We start from the raw sequence: 15999 nt of genomic DNA on the forward strand, positions 1-15999 counted from the left end.
TTGCGCCGTCAGGAATCCGGCCCGTATGTCGTCGACGCGTGCCGTGCGCCTCAGCCGCCACAGCAGCCGGCGCTCAGATCGTGCTGGCTCTTGCCGATGACGGCGATCAGCCGGTCGAGACGGCTTGGCGGCGGTGCCCCGCACGGTTCGAGCCCGTTGCCGTGGCCGCAGGGCAGAAGCGTAATCGGCAATGGCGCGCCGTGGCGCAGGCCGTGAAGGCCGAGGGCCTCGCTGTCGCTGTCGCCGCCGACGACGCGTTCGACCGCGCGGTAGAGCTGGCGTCGATCCCGCATTGTCGCGGGGCGCAGGGTATCGGTGTCACCGGGCGGCACGAAGAAGCGGCGCGTCGAGATCATGTCCTCCGCGGCCGTGTTGGCGGCAAGGATGGTGCGGCGGTCGGACAGGAGCGCGATCCCGAAGGGCAGCGGGTCCCAGCTTGCCTCGATCGTCTCCCGGTCCGGCTCGTCCGGGGTGCCGAGGCAGTGGGACACCAGGAAGGTGCGCCGCAGATCGTCGGCATTGCGGCGCAGCAGCGTGTGGATGGCCGTCGCATTGCGTTCTGTCGGGGTGTCGGGGCTTTCGACGAGGAGGAGCCAGGTCCATGGCGCGCCGTGGTGGAGGACCAGTCCGGTCGCCCATGGGACCTGTGATCGGGGCATTCCGAAAGGTTCGATCTGGCGGCTGTCGAACACCGCGCCCGCAATGAGTTTCGGCGTGCCGGGAGGCGGGCCGGTTTCACCAAAGCGGAAGACGGCCTGTTGCCCGCCGAACGGCAGGGCGAGTTCGAGGCGCTCGGTGCATTGGGTCGCCACCCGAAGGAGCGTCGTCCGCGCGCCGGCGAACATCGCGTCGATGGCCTGTGTGACCCCGGCCCAGTTTTCCCGGCTGAAAGCGGCACATGGGAGTTGTTTGCGCAGCGTGTCGATACCGTGCGGAAACCGTATGAGGGTCATTGCCGTCCATTTCCATGCCCACCGGATGATTCCATCGTGTCCGGGATCTGGCAAGTAACTCAGTGAGGAAATAGCCGGAGTCAAGAATATTCCGTAGGGAGAGGCGGGCGGCCCGCCGGCTGTCCCGGTCGGTTGCGGGGCGGATCCGGGGCTGTGGGGAACCCCGTTGCGGCGTCTTGCGCGGCGACGTGGATTTGCCTATAAGCGCGACGTTCAGATGCGAACCGGCCGGCAGGGCATGCCGTGGCGGTTCTCAATGCTGTCGCGACATCGTCACAGAGGCGACCCGGCAATCGGGAGTTCCGATTGCCCGCGGATTGTCGCGATCCTCACCAAGGAGAGCAAAATGCCCAAGATGAAGACCAAGGCCAGCGCCAAGAAGCGCTTCCGGATGACGGCCAATGGCCGCGTCAAGGCAGGCGCCGCCGGCAAGCGCCACGGCATGATCAAACGCTCCAACGACTTCCTGCGCGATGCGCGCGGCACGATGATCCTGTCCAAGCCCGACGAGCGGATCGTCAAGATCTACATGCCCTACAACCGCTAAGCGGCCCGGGCTTTTTAGAGAATTCAGGAGTTTAGATCATGGCACGAGTGAAACGGGGCGTTACGTCCCACGCCAAGCACAAGAAGATTCTGAAGCAGGCCGCCGGTTTCTACGGTCGCCGCAAGAACACTATCCGCGCCGCCAAGGCCGCCGTCGACCGGTCGAAGCAGTATGCGACCCGCGATCGCCGGGTGAAGAAGCGGAATTTCCGCGCCTTGTGGATCCAGCGCATCAACGCCGCCGTCCGCGAGCATGGCATGACCTATGGCCGCTTCATCGACGGCCTGAACAAGGCCGGCATCGAGGTCGACCGCAAGGTCCTGTCCGACATCGCCATCCACGAGCCCGAGGCATTCGGTGCGCTGTGCGAGCAGGCCAAGTCGGCGCTTGCCTATCTCAAGGAAAGCGAATTTGACGGTGCCTACGAGCGCGCCGTTGGCGAGACGCGCGCGGCCTGAGGCCAGCGCAACTCTTGACGCTTACGGGCCCGCGCCGCACTGCCGCGCGGGCCTTTTCATGTCGGCGGGTCCGATCGGGCCGCGGTCCGGGCGCGTGTCGCGCGGGGACCTTCGGCGCACGGTCGTCCGGCTTTCGCAAGCAGTATGGGAGCAACGGATGAGCGATCTTCAGGCACTGGAAGCCCATCTCTCCGAACAGGTCGCGGCCGCCGCCGACGAGGCGCAGCTCGAGGCGATCCGCGTCGCCGAGCTCGGCAAGAAGGGCCGCATCTCCGAGCTCCTGAAGGGTCTCGGCAAGATGAGCCCCGACGAGCGCCGCGTCGAAGGCCCGAAGCTGAACGGCCTGCGCGATCGCGCCCAGGCGCTGATCAACGCCCGCCGCGAGGAACTCGCCGACGCCGCGATCGCCGTGCGCCTCGCCGCCGAGCGGGTCGACGTGACCCTGCCGGTGCGCCCCAGCCCCGCCGCCCGCGGCCGCATTCACCCGATCAGCCAGGTCATCGACGAGATCACCGCGATCTTCGCCGATATGGGCTTTGCCATCGCCGAAGGGCCGGACATCGAGACCGACCACTACAATTTTACGGCGCTGAACTTTCCCGAGGGCCATCCGGCCCGCGAGATGCACGACACCTTCTTCCTGAAGCCGGACGCCGCTGGCGAGCGCAAGGTGCTGCGCACCCACACCTCGCCGGTGCAGATCCGCACCATGGAAACGACGAAGCCGCCGCTGCGCATCGTCATTCCCGGCCGCACCTACCGGCAGGATTCCGACGCGACCCATTCGCCGATGTTCCACCAGGTCGAGGGTCTCGTCATCGACAAGACCGCCAATGTGGCGAACATGAAATGGGTGCTGGAGGAGTTCTGCAAGGCGTTCTTCGAGGTGCCGTCGCTGAACATGCGGTTCCGGCCGTCCTACTTCCCCTTCACCGAGCCGAGCCTCGAGGTCGACATCCAGTGCGACCGGTCGAACCCGGGCGAGGTGCGCTTCGGCGAGGGCTCGGACTGGATGGAGATCCTGGGCTGCGGCATGGTGCATCCGAACGTGCTGCGCCATGGCGGGCTCGACCCGGACGAGTATCAGGGCTTTGCCTGGGGCATGGGTATCGACCGCATCGCCATGCTGAAATACGGCATGCCGGATCTGCGCGCCTTCTTCGATTCCGACGTGCGCTGGCTGGAGCATTACGGCTTCCGCCCGCTCGACATGCCGACCCTGTTCGGCGGCCTATCGACGTGACATTGATGACCGCCGCCGTGTCCTTTTCGGACCTGCGGCGCGTCGTTCCGAGTTGACTGTCCACCCGCAAGCAGGAGCCTTCGCCATGTCGGCACGCATGACCGTCCTCGAAGTGATTGCCGTCGTGGCCGGCGCGGTCATCGGCCTTCTGGCGCTCGATTTCGCCAGCTGGCTGTTTGCCGACACCAGCTTCTTCGCGCTGCTGGCCTCGCCCGGCCGCATCGTCGTGGCGCTGGTGACGGTCGGCCTTTTCGCCTTCTACTACCGCTCCATGTCCCAGACCCCGGCGGCGCTGGCCTCGTTCTTCACCGGCGTCGGCCTGCCGGCGATCCTCGACCGCTTCGGCTTCGATTCGCTGCTGCCCTGGGGCACGCTGCTCGTCCTCTACGTCGTCTTTGCCATCGTCGCCCTGCTGACCTATCGCTTCGTCCATGCCACGGCGCTGGCGCAGGGCGTCGCCGACGACATCGCCGGGCCGAAGCGGCGCGACGATTTCTGAGCCCCGTGGCCGGAGCGCCCGCGGGCGCCCCGGCGAAGACACGCGCGCCGCGGCCCCGCAGCCATCCGGCGCATTTCCCACGGCCGATCGGCCCGTCCGCAACGAGACTGAACCGAACCGATGAAATTCACGCTTTCCTGGCTCAAGGACCATCTCGACACCGACGCCTCGCTGGCCGAGATCTGCGAACGCCTGACCATGATCGGCCTCGAGGTCGAGGCGGTGGACGACCGCGCCGTCTTCGCGCCCTTCCGCATCGCGCGGGTGCTGAGCGCCGAGCGCCACCCGGACGCCGACAAGCTGCAGGTGCTGAGCGTCGACGCCGGCCCCGAGGTCAATGACGGCAAGCCGCTGCAGGTGGTCTGCGGCGCCCCCAACGCGCGGGCCGGGATGGTCGGCGTTCTGGCGATGCCGGGCACCTATGTGCCGGGCATCGACACGACCCTGTCGATCGGCCGCATCCGGGGTGTCGAATCCCACGGCATGATGTGCTCGGAGCGCGAGCTGGAACTCTCCGACAGCCATGACGGCATCATCGATCTCGCCGCGGACGCGCCGGTGGGCACGCGCTTTGCCGATTACGCGGACCTCGCCGACCCGGTCATCGAGATCAACCTGACGCCGAACCGGCCCGACGCCACCGGTGTGGCCGGCATCGCCCGCGATCTCGCCGCCTCGGGCATGGGCAGGCTGAAGACCGCCGCGCCCGAGCGCATCGAGGGCGAGGGCGACTGCCCCGTCGCCCTGTCGGTGGAGAGCGCGACCTGCACCGGCTTTGCCCTGCGCAAGGTGTCGGGCGTCGCCAATGGCGCCTCGCCGGAATGGATGCAGAAGCGGCTGAAGGCGATCGGCCTGCGCCCGATCAACGCGCTCGTCGACATCACCAATTACGTCACCTTCGACCGCGGCCGGCCGCTGCACGTCTTCGATGCCGCCAAGGTCGCCGGCGGCCTCGTCGTGCGCGATGCCCGCGACGGCGAGGAGGTGCTGGCCCTCGACGAACGGACCTACACCCTGTCGGCCGGCATGTGCGTCATCGCCGACGACAACGGCGTCGAATCCATCGCCGGTATCATGGGCGGCGAGCATTCGGGCTGCGATGCGGCGACGACCGACGTCCTGATCGAATCGGCGTTGTGGGACCCGCGCGCCATCGCCCGCACCGGCCGCAGCCTCGGTATCATCACCGATGCCCGCTACCGCTTCGAGCGCGGCGTCGATCCCGACTTCATGGAGCCGGGCCTCGATCTGGCGACGCATCTCGTCCTCGATCTGTGCGGCGGCACGCCGTCGCGCCGCGTGGTTGTGGAGAGCACCACGCCGGCTCCGGCGCCCATCGTCCTGCCCTTCACCGAGACCGAGCGCCTGACCGGCATCCAGGTGGAGCGCGACCGGCAGGTCGCCATTCTGGAGAGCCTCGGCTTTGCCGTGTCGCCGGACGGCGAGACCGCCAGCGTCGTCAGCCCGAGCTGGCGGCCGGATATCGACGGCAAGGCCGATCTCGTCGAGGAAGTCATGCGCCTCGTCGGCGTCGACACCATCGCGCCACAGCCGCTGCCTTCGGCGGGCGCCGTCGGCGGACGTATCCTCACCGTGCCGCAAATCCGCGATCGCGCCGCGCGCCGGGCGCTGGCCGCCCGCGGCATGGTGGAGACGGTGAGCTACAGCTTCATCGCCGAGAGCCATGCGGCGGCCTTCGGCGGCGGCGCGGCCGCGCTGAAGCTGGAAAACCCGATTTCGGCCGACATGTCGGACATGCGGCCCTCGCTGCTGCCGGGCCTGATCGCGGCGGCGGCGCGCAACGCCGCCCGCGGCCATGGCGATACGGCGCTGTTCGAGGTGGCGGCGATCTACCGCTCGGACGAGCCGGACGGCCAGTTGCGCGTCGCCGGCGGCCTGCGCCGCGGCACCGCCATCATGTCCGGCGGCGGCCGGTCGTGGAACGGCAATGCCTCCGCCGTCTCGGTGTACGACGCCAAGGCCGACGCCCTCGCGGCGCTGGAGGCGGCCGGCGCGCCGGTCGACCGGCTGATGATCGAGGCGCCGGCGAGCGACTGGTACCATCCGGGCCGCTCCGGCCGGATCAAGCTGGGGCCCAAGGTGGTGTTGGCGGAGTTCGGTGAATTCCACCCCAAGACGCTGAAAACCCTGGACGCATCGGGACCGCATTGCGGCTTCGAGGTGTTCCTCGATGCGATCCCGACGCCCAAGCGCAAGGCGACCCGCACCAAGCCGGTGCTGGCCCTGTCGGCCTTCCAGCCGGTGCGCCGCGACTTCGCCTTCGTCGTCGATAGCGACGTGGACGCGCTGAAGCTGGTGCGCGCCGCCGAGGGCGCCGACCGCAAGCTGGTCGGGGAGGTTCGCGTCTTCGACGTCTTCACCGGCGCGGCGCTCGGCGAGAACCGCAAGTCGGTGGCGCTGGAAGTCACCCTCAATCCGGTCGAGCGGACCCTGACCGAAGAGGATCTGGAGGCGGTGTCCGCCAAGATCGTCGCCCAGGTCGAGAAGGCCACCGGCGGCACGCTGCGGGCGTAACGGCCCGGGCATCCGGCGGGCGTACTCGGCGCGCGTTGCTGCCTAATGGTGGCGTGTGGTTCTGCTGCGGAGCGGGCCGCATCGGCGCTGAGGCATGGGTCCTCGGGTTGAACCCGAGGATGACGCGCGTTGATGGAGCGGGTAGCCTGTCGAGGGGGGCACATCGTCCCGGAACAGAAGCGCGTGCCGTCCGCCACTGTGCGGGCGGGTAAGTGGGGCCGCCTGATGGCGTGGCGGCTTTGTGGCCGCGGCTGTGGTGTTGCGGCCGCCTCGCGGGTGCCAATGGCCCTGCGCGAACAAACCTCGGACTGCGTCAATTCTTCTGTGCCATCCAGACCTTGTGGATGGCACCCTGCGGCTCGTCGAAGACGGCCATGCGCACGGTGAAGCCGGCCTCTGCCAGGAGCACCCGGTAGCCGGTGTCGCTGTAGCTGGCGTAGGCGAAGGGCACGTCGAACATCGTATCGCGAACGCTCGAATGGGACGGCCCGCTGGTGAACAGCAGCCAGCCGCCGGGGCGCAGCCAGGCGGCGAAGCGGCCCAGCATCGCCGTCTGGTCGCCATGGTCCAGATGGAAGAAGCTGTCCCAGGCGATGATTGCATCGAAGGACACGGCCGGGAGATAGGCCCGCATGTCGCACAGGATGGTCCGCACCTGCGGGTAGGCCCGCTGGAAATGCGCCAGCATGGCGGCCGAGCCGTCCAGCGCGGTGATCGAGATCCCGGCCTCCACGAGATGCGCCAGCCCCGCGTGACCGGTGCCGCAGCCGCAATCCAGGAGCCGCGCCCCGGACGGCAGCGCCGCCGCCAGTTGCACGTAGAAGGGCGGCTCCCAGGGCTTCAGCCGGCGCGCGGCCTCGAAGCGGTCGGCGATGAGGTCGTAGCCCGCAACGGCGGGGTGAAGCTCCGCGCTCATCTTGCCGTCACGCCGCGGCGGCCAGCCGCTCGCCGGCCATGCGGTAGGAGATCGCTTCGGCCAGATGGATGCGCCGGACCATGTCGTCGCCGTCGAGATCGGCGAGGGTACGCGCGACCTTGAGGATGCGGTGATAGGCGCGGGCGGAGAAGCGCATCTGCTCGGCCGCCTCCTGCAGCAGTGTCCGGCCCTCCCGGTCGGGCTCGGCGACGCTTTCGATCAGGGCGGCCGGACAATGGGAATTGCGGGTCGAGCCGGGCAGGCCGAGGCTCTCGTAACGCTCCGTCTGCAGGGCGTGGGCGGCAGCGACGCGCGCCATGACGTCGGCTGAGGATTCCGCCGGCTGCGGCCTGATCAGATCGGCGGCCGTGACCGCCGGCACATCGACGCGGATGTCGATCCGGTCCATCAGCGGGCCGGAGATGCGGGCCTGGTAGTCGGCGGCGCAGCGCGGGCCGCGGGCACAGCTGCGGCCGGGCTCGCCGGCCATGCCGCACCGGCAGGGATTCATCGCGGCGACGAGCTGCATCTTGGCCGGGTAGGTGACCCGGTGATTGGCCCGGGCGATGACGCTTTCGCCGGCCTCCAGCGGCTGGCGCAGGGAATCCAGCACGACCGGCGAGAATTCGGGGAACTCGTCGAGGAACAGGATGCCGCGATGGGCGAGCGAGACCTCGCCGGGTCGCGCCCGCAGGCCCCCGCCGACCATCGCCGCCATCGAGGCCGAATGATGCGGCGCCCGGAACGGCCGGCGATCCGACAGCTTGCCGCCGGACAATTCCCCGGCGATCGAGGCGATCATCGAGACTTCGAGCAATTCACGCGGTGTCAGCGCCGGCAGGATCGATGGCAGGCGCTGCGCCAGCATCGACTTGCCCGAGCCGGGCGGGCCGACCATCAAGAGGTTGTGGCCGCCCGCTGCGCTGATCTCCAGCGCCCGCTTGGCGACGATCTGGCCCTTGATCTCGGCAAGGTCCGGCAGGTCGGACGGCGCGGCCCGGATGGCCGGCTCCGGCCGGGCGATGATCTGCGTGCCGCGGAAATGGTTGGCGATCTGGATCAGGCTGCGGGCGGCGACGATGTCCATGTCCTGGCTCGCCCAGGCCGCCTCCGCCCCGCTCTCGGCCGGGCAGATCAGGCCGAGGCCGATGGCGTTGGCGCCCATTGCCGCCGGCAGTGCCCCGGCGACCGCGGTGGTCATGCCGTCGAGGGAAAGTTCGCCCAAGACGACATAGCCGGCCAGCGCATCGGACGGGATCGCGCCGAGTGCCGCCATCAGGCCGAGGGCGATCGGCAGGTCGTAATGGCTGCCCTCCTTGGGCAGGTCGGCGGGGGCGAGATTGACGGTCACCTTCTTCGGCGGCATCGACAGGCCGGAGGCATGCAGGGCGGCCTGGACGCGCTCGCGGCTTTCGGCCACCGCCTTGTCCGGCAGGCCGACGATCTGGATGCCGACCTTGCCCGGCGCCACCATCACCTGCACGTCGACGGGAATCGCCTCGATGCCCTGAAACGCCACCGTCTTGACCCGCGATACCATGCCACCACCCCTCGTGATGAACTCCGGCTCACCCATTTGCCGGAAAGCGACGTTAGGTAAGCATGGAAATCGGAATGAAACAAGAACAGGACAGAAACAAATCGGCGCCAGAGTGAGTCGCGGTCCAGCGACGACTCGATGGTTAAGCCGTCGTTAACGCGTCAAGCAGATGTCGCACGCCGCGCGCGGCTCAAAGCTGGGCTATCAGGAAGATTGTAGCCGACAGGGCCAGCAGGCCGGCCACCATGAAGCCGCCGTTCCAGACCACCCCGACGCGGAAGGCGCTGGTATGGCCGAGGCGGCCGATCAGCAGCGTCGTCGCCGTGAAGGGCGAGGAGGCGCCGGTGAGCGCCCAGCCGGCGGTCAGCGCGACGACCACGACATTCGGCGACACGCCCATGGCGGCCGCCGACGGCAGCAGGGGCGCCAGCAGCGACACCGACAGGATCGGGTTCATGCCGAGCTGGCCGAGCAGCGGGATGATCCAGACGATGGCGACGAGGATCACCGAGACCGGGATGGCGTCCAGCGCCAGGGCCTGATCGGCGATCAGCGGCTGCAGCAACTCGCCGCCGGTGGCGCCGATAAAGCCGGCCATGACCAGAAGGATCAGCTCGGACTGGAAGGAGGGGATGTCGATGAGGGCGAGCCGCTTCAGCCGCGTGGCGGTGCGCGCCGCCGTTCCGGTCTCGCCGCGGGACTGGATGACGATCCAGCCGATGGCGATGGTCGGCACCAGCAGCATCACCACGGCAATCACCCGCAGCCCGGTCAGGAGCTCCAGCACCGCAACGCCCGAAAAGAGCAGGACGAGCAGCGCCAGAAGCGGCTTCAGGTCGCGCCAGCCGCCGATCGGGTCGCGCCGTGCCGGTGCCGGCTGGGTCAGCTTCGGCTTGAAGTAGGTGTCCAGCGCCCAGCCGATGAAGGTGACGAGAGCCGCGTTGAAGATCGCGAAGACGGCGGCCCCGCTCCATGACGAGCCGGGAATGACCGAGGTGGAGATCGCCATGGCGAAGGCCAGCGGCGACCAGGTGAGCGAGGCGACGAAGCCGCGCTGGATCGCCAGCAGCATGCGCCGGTTGCGGATCTCGCGGATTTCGGCGTTGGGCTCGCGGCTGGCGATGCTTTCGGTCAGCCCGCCTAAAAGCGAGATCGCGCCGTAGCTGAGGATCAGCGCGAAGAGATGGCCGCCGGTGGTCAGCGCCAGATAGCGTTTGCCGGGCGGCTGGCTGGCGAGATACTGCCCGCATCGCTCGATGGCCGGCGAGGCGGCGGCGGGGCCGCGTAGCGAGGCGAGCGCGATGAAGAAGGCCGCGATGAAGCCGCCCTGTTCGAGCCCCTTCACCGTGATGGCGAGCCAGTCGGCACGGGTGAAGAGGGCGATGGCGACGAGGCCGAGGCCGAGCGCCACGAAGGCTTGGCGCGACCAGGGCGCCCGCGGCGTGGCGAGGACCAGGAAGACGAGGATGCCACCGGCCGCGACCAGCCCGGCGCCCGCGCTGCCCACCCATTCGCGCAGAAGGATGGCGACGCCCGTGACGATCAGAACGACACCGATGAGACGGTCGATCAACGCTTGCGAACTCCGCGGAGGGACAAGGCGGCGGGAAACTCTCTCTGTCTTAGCATTCCCGGGCGGCGCGTCACGTCTCGCCGGCGAGATTTGCACCGGATCGTCGCCTGGGGATCGGTGAGCGGCGCAGGGCGCGGGGGTTTGTCAGGCGGGCAGACCGGCGGTATGACGCGCCATGCCCCTGACCGTCGCCACCTTCTATCGTTTTGTCACGCTCGACGACCTTCCCGCGCTGAAGGCCGAGCTTGCCGCCTTGTGCGCCGACACCGGCACGCGCGGCACGATCCTCATTGCCCCGGAGGGGATCAACGGCACGCTGGCGGGCCCGCGGGACGGCGTGGCGACGATGGTCGCGCATCTCGACCGGCGCTGCGGCATCGGTCGCGGCGAGTTGAAATTCTCGGCGGCCGAGGACTGGCCTTTCGCCCGCACCAAGGTGCGCATCCGGCCCGAGATCATCACCATGCGGGCGCCCGAGGCCGATCCCTCCCGGCGCGTCGGCACCTATGTCGCCCCTTCCGACTGGAACGCCCTGATCGACGATCCGGAGGTGCTCGTCCTCGACACCCGCAACCGCTACGAGACCAAGGTCGGCGGCTTTGCCGGGGCGGTGGATCCGGCGATCGACAGCTTCACTGACTTCAAGGCCTATGTGGAGACCGCGCTCGATCCGGCCGAACACCGCAAGGTGGCGATGTTCTGCACCGGCGGCATCCGCTGCGAGAAGGCCTCGGCCTACATGCTGTCCAAGGGGTTCGAGAGCGTCTTCCACCTCAAGGGCGGCATCCTGCAATATCTCGAGGACGTGCCGCAGGAAGACAGCCGCTGGGAGGGCGACTGCTACGTCTTCGACGGCCGCGTCGCCGTCGGCCACGGGCTGGCCCGGACGGACTGGACCGCCTGTTATGGCTGCGGCCAGCCGCTGTCGCCGGAAGAGCGCGCTGACCCGGCCTTCGAGGAGGGGGTCTCCTGCGCCCATTGCATCGACAGGCTGACCGAGGAGAAGGCCGCGTCGCTGCGCGAGCGCCAGCGCCAGATCATGCGGGAGGCGGGACGCGACTGAGCGGCCCGCCGTCCGTCAGAAGGGCAGCCCCACATAATTCTCGGCGAGCGATCTCTGCGCTGCCTCGGAATCGGCCAGATAGTCGAATTCCGCCTCCTGGATCCGCTGCGAAAAGGCGCCGTGCTCCTCGAAGCGGTGGATCATGGAGGTGAACCACCAGGAGAAGCGCTCGGCCTTCCACACCCGCGCCAGCGCGGTCTCCGAATAGGCTTCGAGAAGGCCGTCGTCCTTGTCGAGATAATTGGCGATCAGGGCGCGCGACAAATAGTGGATGTCGGAGACCGCCAGGTTGAGCCCCTTCGCGCCGGTCGGCGGCACGATATGGGCGGCGTCGCCGGCAAGGAACATCCGGCCGTAGCGCATCGGCTCGGCAACGAAGGAGCGGAGCGGCGCCAGCGACTTCTCGATCGACGGCCCGCGCACCAGATTGCCGGCGACCGCGGAAGGCAGCCGCGCCTGCAGTTCGTCGAAGAAGCGTTCGTCCGGCCAGTTGGCGACGTCGTCGTCGGCGTCGCACTGGATGTAGTAGCGCGAGAGCTGCGGATTGCGCAGCGAGCACAGCGCGAAGCCGCGGCTGTGATTGGCGTAGATCAGCTCCTCCTGGATCGGCGGCGTGCGGGACAGGACACCGAGCCAGGCGAAGGGATAGACCCGCTCGAAGGTCTCGATGCTGGATGCTGGGATCGCCTGCCGGCAGACGCCGTGGAAGCCGTCGCAGCCGGCGATGAAGTCGCATTCCAGCCGCTGTTCGCCGTCGCGCGTGCGGTAGGTGACGAAGGGCGCGCTGCCAGTGATGTCCTGCGGCGCGACGTCCTCGACCTCGTGGATGACTGGCACGCCGGCCGCGTCGAGGGCGTCGTAGAGATCGTGGGTCACCTCGGTCTGGCCATAGACCGTGACGGTCTTGCCGCCGGTCAGTTCGCGCAGGTCGACATGCAGCATCTCGCCGCGCCAGGCGATGTCGAAGCCGTCATGGACGAGGCCCTCGCGGTCCATCCGCGCGCCGAGGCCGACGGTGCGCAGGAGATCGGTGGTGCCCTGTTCGAGGACGCCGGCGCGGATGCGCGAAAGGACGTAGTCGCGGCTCTTGCGCTCCAGGACGACGCTTTCGATCCCGGCGCGGTGCAGGATGAGTGCGAGCAGCAGGCCGGCGGGGCCACCGCCAATGATGGCGACGCGGGTGCGGGTCGTCGTCACGCGGCGTTCCGCCGATGTGCGGCCGCGGTGCGAGCCTTGATGGCTCGCAGGGTGGAGAGCTCCAGTTCGGTCGGCGGCAGCGTCTCGCCGACATCGGCCGCATAGACCACGTCCCAGTCGCAGCTTGCCGCGATCGCCTCGCGCGAGGCACCCGGATGGATGGAATTGACCTCGAATTCCTTGGTCTGCGGGTTCGGCCGCCAGACCGCCATGTCGGTGACCAGCAGCGTCGGTCCCTTGGTGGTGATGCCGAGATCCTGGCGGTCCGAGCCGCCCTTGCCGTGACCGAAGGAGGTGAAGAAGTCGATCGCCTTCACCATGCCGCGCTTGGTCTGCTTCATGGTGATGAACACCTCGCCGCAGGACGAGGCGATCTCCGGCGCGCCGCCGCCGCCGGGCAAGCGGGTCTTCGGATGGGCGTAGTCGCCGATCACCGTGGTGTTGATGTTGCCGAAGGGATCGAGCTGCGCCGCGCCGAGGAAGCCGATGGAGATGCGGCCGCCCTGCAGCCAGTAGCGGAACATCTCCGGCACCGAGACGGTGGTGAGCGCGGTCTCGCAGAGTTCGCCGTCGCCGATGGACAGGGGCAGGACGCTCGGCGCCGTGGCGATGGTGCCGCTCTCGTAGATCAGCGTAATGTCCGGCGCATGGGTGAGCCGGGCGACGTTGCAGGCGGCCGAGGGCGCGCCGATGCCGACGAAGCAGACGTCGTCGTTCGACAGCGCCCGCGCGGCGGCGATGGTCATCATCTCGTCGGGCGTGAAGTCCGCGTTCGCCATCACATCTTCCCCTTCAGCGTCTCGACGCGGCCGGCGAAATCCTCCGGCCCGGCCTGCATGACATGGGTGTCGATCCAGGCCCTGAACCGGTCCATGTCGGCGGCGATCTCGTCCCATTCGACATAGGCCGCATTGTCCCGGCCGTAATAGCCCCGCGCATAGGACGGATGGGCGCCGCCGGGCACATGGGCAATCGCGCTGATCGTCCAGTGCGGCAGGATGGTCAGGTTCGGATGGGCGTCGTCGAAATCGTCGACGATCTCCTCCACGGTGATGACGGCGCGCCTGGCCGCCAGCACCGCCTCCTTCTGGACGCCGAGAATGCCCTCGATCAGGACATTGCCCTTCCGGTCGGCCTTCTGGGCATGGATGAAGGTGACGTCCGGCCGGATCGCCGGAACGGCAGCCAGTTCCTCGCCGGTGAAGGGGCAGGTGACCGAGCGGATGTTCGCATTGACCGCCTTCAGCCCGGCGCCCTTGTAGCCGCGGAACACCGCCATCGGCAGGCCGGCGGCGCCCGCCTCATAGGCATTGGCGAGGGCGGCGTGGGAGTGTTCCTCCAGTTCCAGCGGCTGCGGCACGCCGTTCTCCACTGCGTCGCGCACGCGCCGCAGGAGGCCGACGCCGGGATTGCCGAGATAGGAGAAGATCATCTTCTTCACGAGGCCGCAGCCGACGAGCTGGTCGTAGACGAGGTCGGGCGTCAGCCGCACGAGGGTCAGCTCGCCGATCCCCTGGCGGATCACCTCGTGGGCGGCCGCATGGGGAATGAGATGGGTGAAGCCCTCGAAGGCCGCGATGTCGCCGGGCCGCAGATTGTCGGCGACGGCGTCTTTCAGTGTCTTGAACTGTGCCATGGATCTCTTTGCAGCCGTCAGATGTCGAAGAAGATCGTCTCGTTCTCGCCCTGCAGGTGGATGTCGAACCGGTAGGTCGGCACGTCGCCCTCCTGCGTGCGCGGCGCGATCAGCGTCTGGACCCGCGCACGGTGCTCGATGCGCGCCAGCACCGGATCGGCCGCGTTGGCTGTCTCCTCGTCGCCGAAATACATGCGGGTGTGAAGCCCGAGATTGATGCCGCGCGCCACGATCCAGACCGTCACATGCGGCGCCTGGGGGCGGCCGTCCTTGAACGGGACCGGGCCCGGCTTGATCGTCTCGAAGACGAACTCGCCGGTGGTCATGTCGCCGGGCGAGCGGCCGAAGCCGGAAAAATGCGGATCGGCGGTACCGCGGGTCTCGGACGGGCCGGGATAGAGCCCTTGCGCATCGGCCTGCCAGATTTCGACCAGGGCGTCCTTCAGCGCGGTGCCGACGCCGTCGAAGACGCGGCCGACGATGCGGATGCGCTCGCCTTGCGTCTGCGCATCGACCATGCGGGCGCCGAGATCCTCGGCATAGACGCCCTCGATGCCGCTGTAGTTCGGCGTGCAGCCGATATGGACGTAAGGTCCGGCGGTCTGCGACGGCGATTCCTTCAGATAGGGAAGCGGCTGGACCATCAATTGCCCTCCGTCCGGTTCTCGAAAAGGGTCGACCGGCGCCCGCGCAGGACGATGTCGAAGCGATAGGCGCGGCTGTCCATCGGCACGGCATTGTTCATGTCGAGCGGCGCGATCAGCCGTTCGACCGCGGCCCGGTCGGGGATCGTGGCGACGATCGGGCAGCGCCAGATCAGCGGGTCGCCCTCGAAATACATCTGGGTGATCAGCCGCTGGGCAAAGCCGTGGCCGAAGACCGAGAAATGGATATGGGCCGGCCGCCAGTCATTGACGCCGTTCGGCCAGGGATAGGCGCCGGGCTTGATGGTACGCAGGCGGTAGCTGCCGTCGGCATCGGTGAGGGTGCGTCCGCAGCCGCCGAAATTCGGATCGAGCGGTGCCAGATAGGTTTCCTTCTTGTGCCGGTAGCGCCCGCCGGCATTGGCCTGCCAGAATTCCAGCAGCGCGCCGGGAACGCCCCTGCCGGTCTCGTCGAGCACCCGGCCATGGACGATGATGCGCTGGCCGATCGGCTCGCCGCCATGGGCGAAATTGCGCAGCAGGTCGTTGTCGGTCTCGCCGATCAGATCATGGCCGAAGACCGGGCCGGTCATCTCCGAGACGGTGTTGTCGAGCGAGATCGGCGCCTTCTGCGGCGAGCGCGTCACGCTCGTCTTGTAGCCGGGCGTATAGGCGGCCGGGTGCCAGTTGCGGTCGCGCTGGAAGAAGGATCCGCCGCTCATGCGGGGCCTGCCTCCGCGGCCTTGTCGATCTCGGCATAGACCGACTTGGCGATCTTGATGGCGTGGTTGGCGGCCGGCACGCCGGCATAGACGGCGACGTGCAGCAGCGCTTCCAGGACGTCCTCGCGGGTCGCGCCGGTATTGGCCGTGGCGCGCACATGCATGGCGACCTCGTCGTCCTGGCCGAGCGCGGCCAGCAGCGCGATGGTGACGATGGAGCGTTCGCGATGGGTGAAATGCGGCCGCGACCAGACGGTGCCCCAGGCGCCCTCGGTGATGAAGCTCTGGAAGGGGGCGTCGAACCCGTCGCTCTGGCGCTGGGCGCGATCGACATGGGCGTCGCCGAGCACGGCACGGCGCACCGTCATGCCCGCCTGGTAGCGCTCGCTGGGGTCCTGCTGCATGGTTCCTCCCGGTCTCCGTCAGCTCAACCCGGTCACTATCAGCCGCCTGAAAACTCATGTAAAATGAAT

The 15999-nt window shown here is 68.4% G+C and carries 16 protein-coding genes; 6 read left to right on the plus strand and 10 right to left on the minus strand.

Annotation, left to right across the window (positions count from 1 at the left end):
• Positions 1–50 precede the first annotated feature (50 nt).
• A complete protein-coding gene (locus J3367_RS08070) occupies positions 51–953 on the minus strand; it encodes a hypothetical protein (protein ID WP_421460652.1) in 903 nt (300 codons plus the stop codon).
• A gap of 346 nt (positions 954–1299) precedes the next feature.
• On the opposite strand from J3367_RS08070, the gene rpmI reads away from it, so the two are divergent.
• The 5 genes from rpmI (at position 1300) to pheT (ending at position 6235) form a co-directional block, all read left to right on the plus strand.
• A complete protein-coding gene (rpmI, locus tag J3367_RS08075; protein WP_009210962.1) occupies positions 1300–1500 on the plus strand; it encodes a 50S ribosomal protein L35 in 201 nt (66 codons plus the stop codon).
• A 38-nt stretch (positions 1501–1538) separates the two neighbouring features.
• Positions 1539–1958 carry a 50S ribosomal protein L20 gene (gene rplT, locus J3367_RS08080; RefSeq protein WP_009210961.1) on the plus strand — a complete coding sequence of 140 codons (420 nt, stop codon included), beginning with the start codon at positions 1539–1541 and terminating at the stop codon, positions 1956–1958.
• A 157-nt stretch (positions 1959–2115) separates the two neighbouring features.
• Positions 2116–3201, plus strand: a complete 1086-nt coding sequence (gene pheS / locus J3367_RS08085) for a phenylalanine--tRNA ligase subunit alpha (RefSeq protein ID WP_024349586.1) — start codon at positions 2116–2118, stop codon at positions 3199–3201.
• An 85-nt stretch (positions 3202–3286) separates the two neighbouring features.
• The gene (locus J3367_RS08090) at positions 3287–3700 is read left to right on the plus strand and encodes a hypothetical protein (protein ID WP_024349587.1); all 414 of its coding nucleotides are present in this window, start codon (positions 3287–3289) and stop codon (positions 3698–3700) included.
• Positions 3701–3820: 120 nt separating this feature from the next.
• The gene (gene pheT, locus J3367_RS08095; protein WP_024349588.1) at positions 3821–6235 is read left to right on the plus strand and encodes a phenylalanine--tRNA ligase subunit beta; all 2415 of its coding nucleotides are present in this window, start codon (positions 3821–3823) and stop codon (positions 6233–6235) included.
• Positions 6236–6548: 313 nt separating this feature from the next.
• Here the strand turns inward: pheT and J3367_RS08100 are convergent, their stop codons facing one another.
• From J3367_RS08100 to J3367_RS08110, 3 genes are all read right to left on the minus strand, one after another.
• Complete coding sequence (locus J3367_RS08100) at positions 6549–7151, minus strand: class I SAM-dependent methyltransferase (RefSeq protein ID WP_024349589.1); 603 nt, start codon at positions 7149–7151, stop codon at positions 6549–6551.
• A gap of 7 nt (positions 7152–7158) precedes the next feature.
• Positions 7159–8691 (minus strand): YifB family Mg chelatase-like AAA ATPase, encoded by a 1533-nt coding sequence (locus tag J3367_RS08105; protein ID WP_024349590.1) that lies wholly within the window; start codon positions 8689–8691, stop codon positions 7159–7161.
• 190 nt (positions 8692–8881) lie between these two features.
• Entirely contained in the window at positions 8882–10264 is a 1383-nt protein-coding gene (locus tag J3367_RS08110) for a hypothetical protein (protein ID WP_029702813.1), read from the minus strand.
• A 175-nt stretch (positions 10265–10439) separates the two neighbouring features.
• Between J3367_RS08110 and J3367_RS08115 the strand changes: the two genes are divergently transcribed.
• A complete protein-coding gene (locus J3367_RS08115; protein ID WP_024349592.1) occupies positions 10440–11327 on the plus strand; it encodes a rhodanese-related sulfurtransferase in 888 nt (295 codons plus the stop codon).
• A 15-nt stretch (positions 11328–11342) separates the two neighbouring features.
• Here the strand turns inward: J3367_RS08115 and pobA are convergent, their stop codons facing one another.
• Genes pobA through pcaC form a run of 6 tightly spaced genes read right to left on the minus strand, consistent with a single transcriptional unit; the run spans position 11343 to position 15930 of the window.
• Positions 11343–12524, minus strand: coding sequence for a 4-hydroxybenzoate 3-monooxygenase (pobA, locus tag J3367_RS08120; RefSeq protein ID WP_024349593.1), 1182 nt, complete (start codon positions 12522–12524; stop codon positions 11343–11345).
• Positions 12521–13303: a CoA-transferase subunit beta gene (locus J3367_RS08125; RefSeq protein ID WP_024349594.1), complete on the minus strand. Its 783-nt coding sequence runs from the start codon at positions 13301–13303 to the stop codon at positions 12521–12523. The genes pobA and J3367_RS08125 overlap by 4 nt, the downstream gene beginning before the upstream one ends.
• Positions 13303–14160, minus strand: coding sequence for a CoA transferase subunit A (locus J3367_RS08130; protein WP_024349595.1), 858 nt, complete (start codon positions 14158–14160; stop codon positions 13303–13305). Before J3367_RS08130 ends, J3367_RS08125 begins: the two co-directional genes overlap by 1 nt.
• A 17-nt stretch (positions 14161–14177) precedes the next feature.
• Positions 14178–14804 carry a protocatechuate 3,4-dioxygenase subunit alpha gene (gene pcaG / locus J3367_RS08135; RefSeq protein ID WP_024349596.1) on the minus strand — a complete coding sequence of 209 codons (627 nt, stop codon included), beginning with the start codon at positions 14802–14804 and terminating at the stop codon, positions 14178–14180.
• Positions 14804–15526, minus strand: coding sequence for a protocatechuate 3,4-dioxygenase subunit beta (gene pcaH / locus J3367_RS08140; protein WP_009210950.1), 723 nt, complete (start codon positions 15524–15526; stop codon positions 14804–14806). Before pcaH ends, pcaG begins: the two co-directional genes overlap by 1 nt.
• Positions 15523–15930 carry a 4-carboxymuconolactone decarboxylase gene (gene pcaC, locus J3367_RS08145; RefSeq protein ID WP_024349597.1) on the minus strand — a complete coding sequence of 136 codons (408 nt, stop codon included), beginning with the start codon at positions 15928–15930 and terminating at the stop codon, positions 15523–15525. The genes pcaH and pcaC overlap by 4 nt, the downstream gene beginning before the upstream one ends.
• Between the last annotated feature and the right edge of the window lie 69 nt (positions 15931–15999).

Origin of the sequence: Aurantimonas sp. NFXS3 (assembly GCF_049132005.1) — a bacterium.
Classification (GTDB): Bacteria; Pseudomonadota; Alphaproteobacteria; order Rhizobiales; family Rhizobiaceae; genus Aurantimonas; species Aurantimonas coralicida.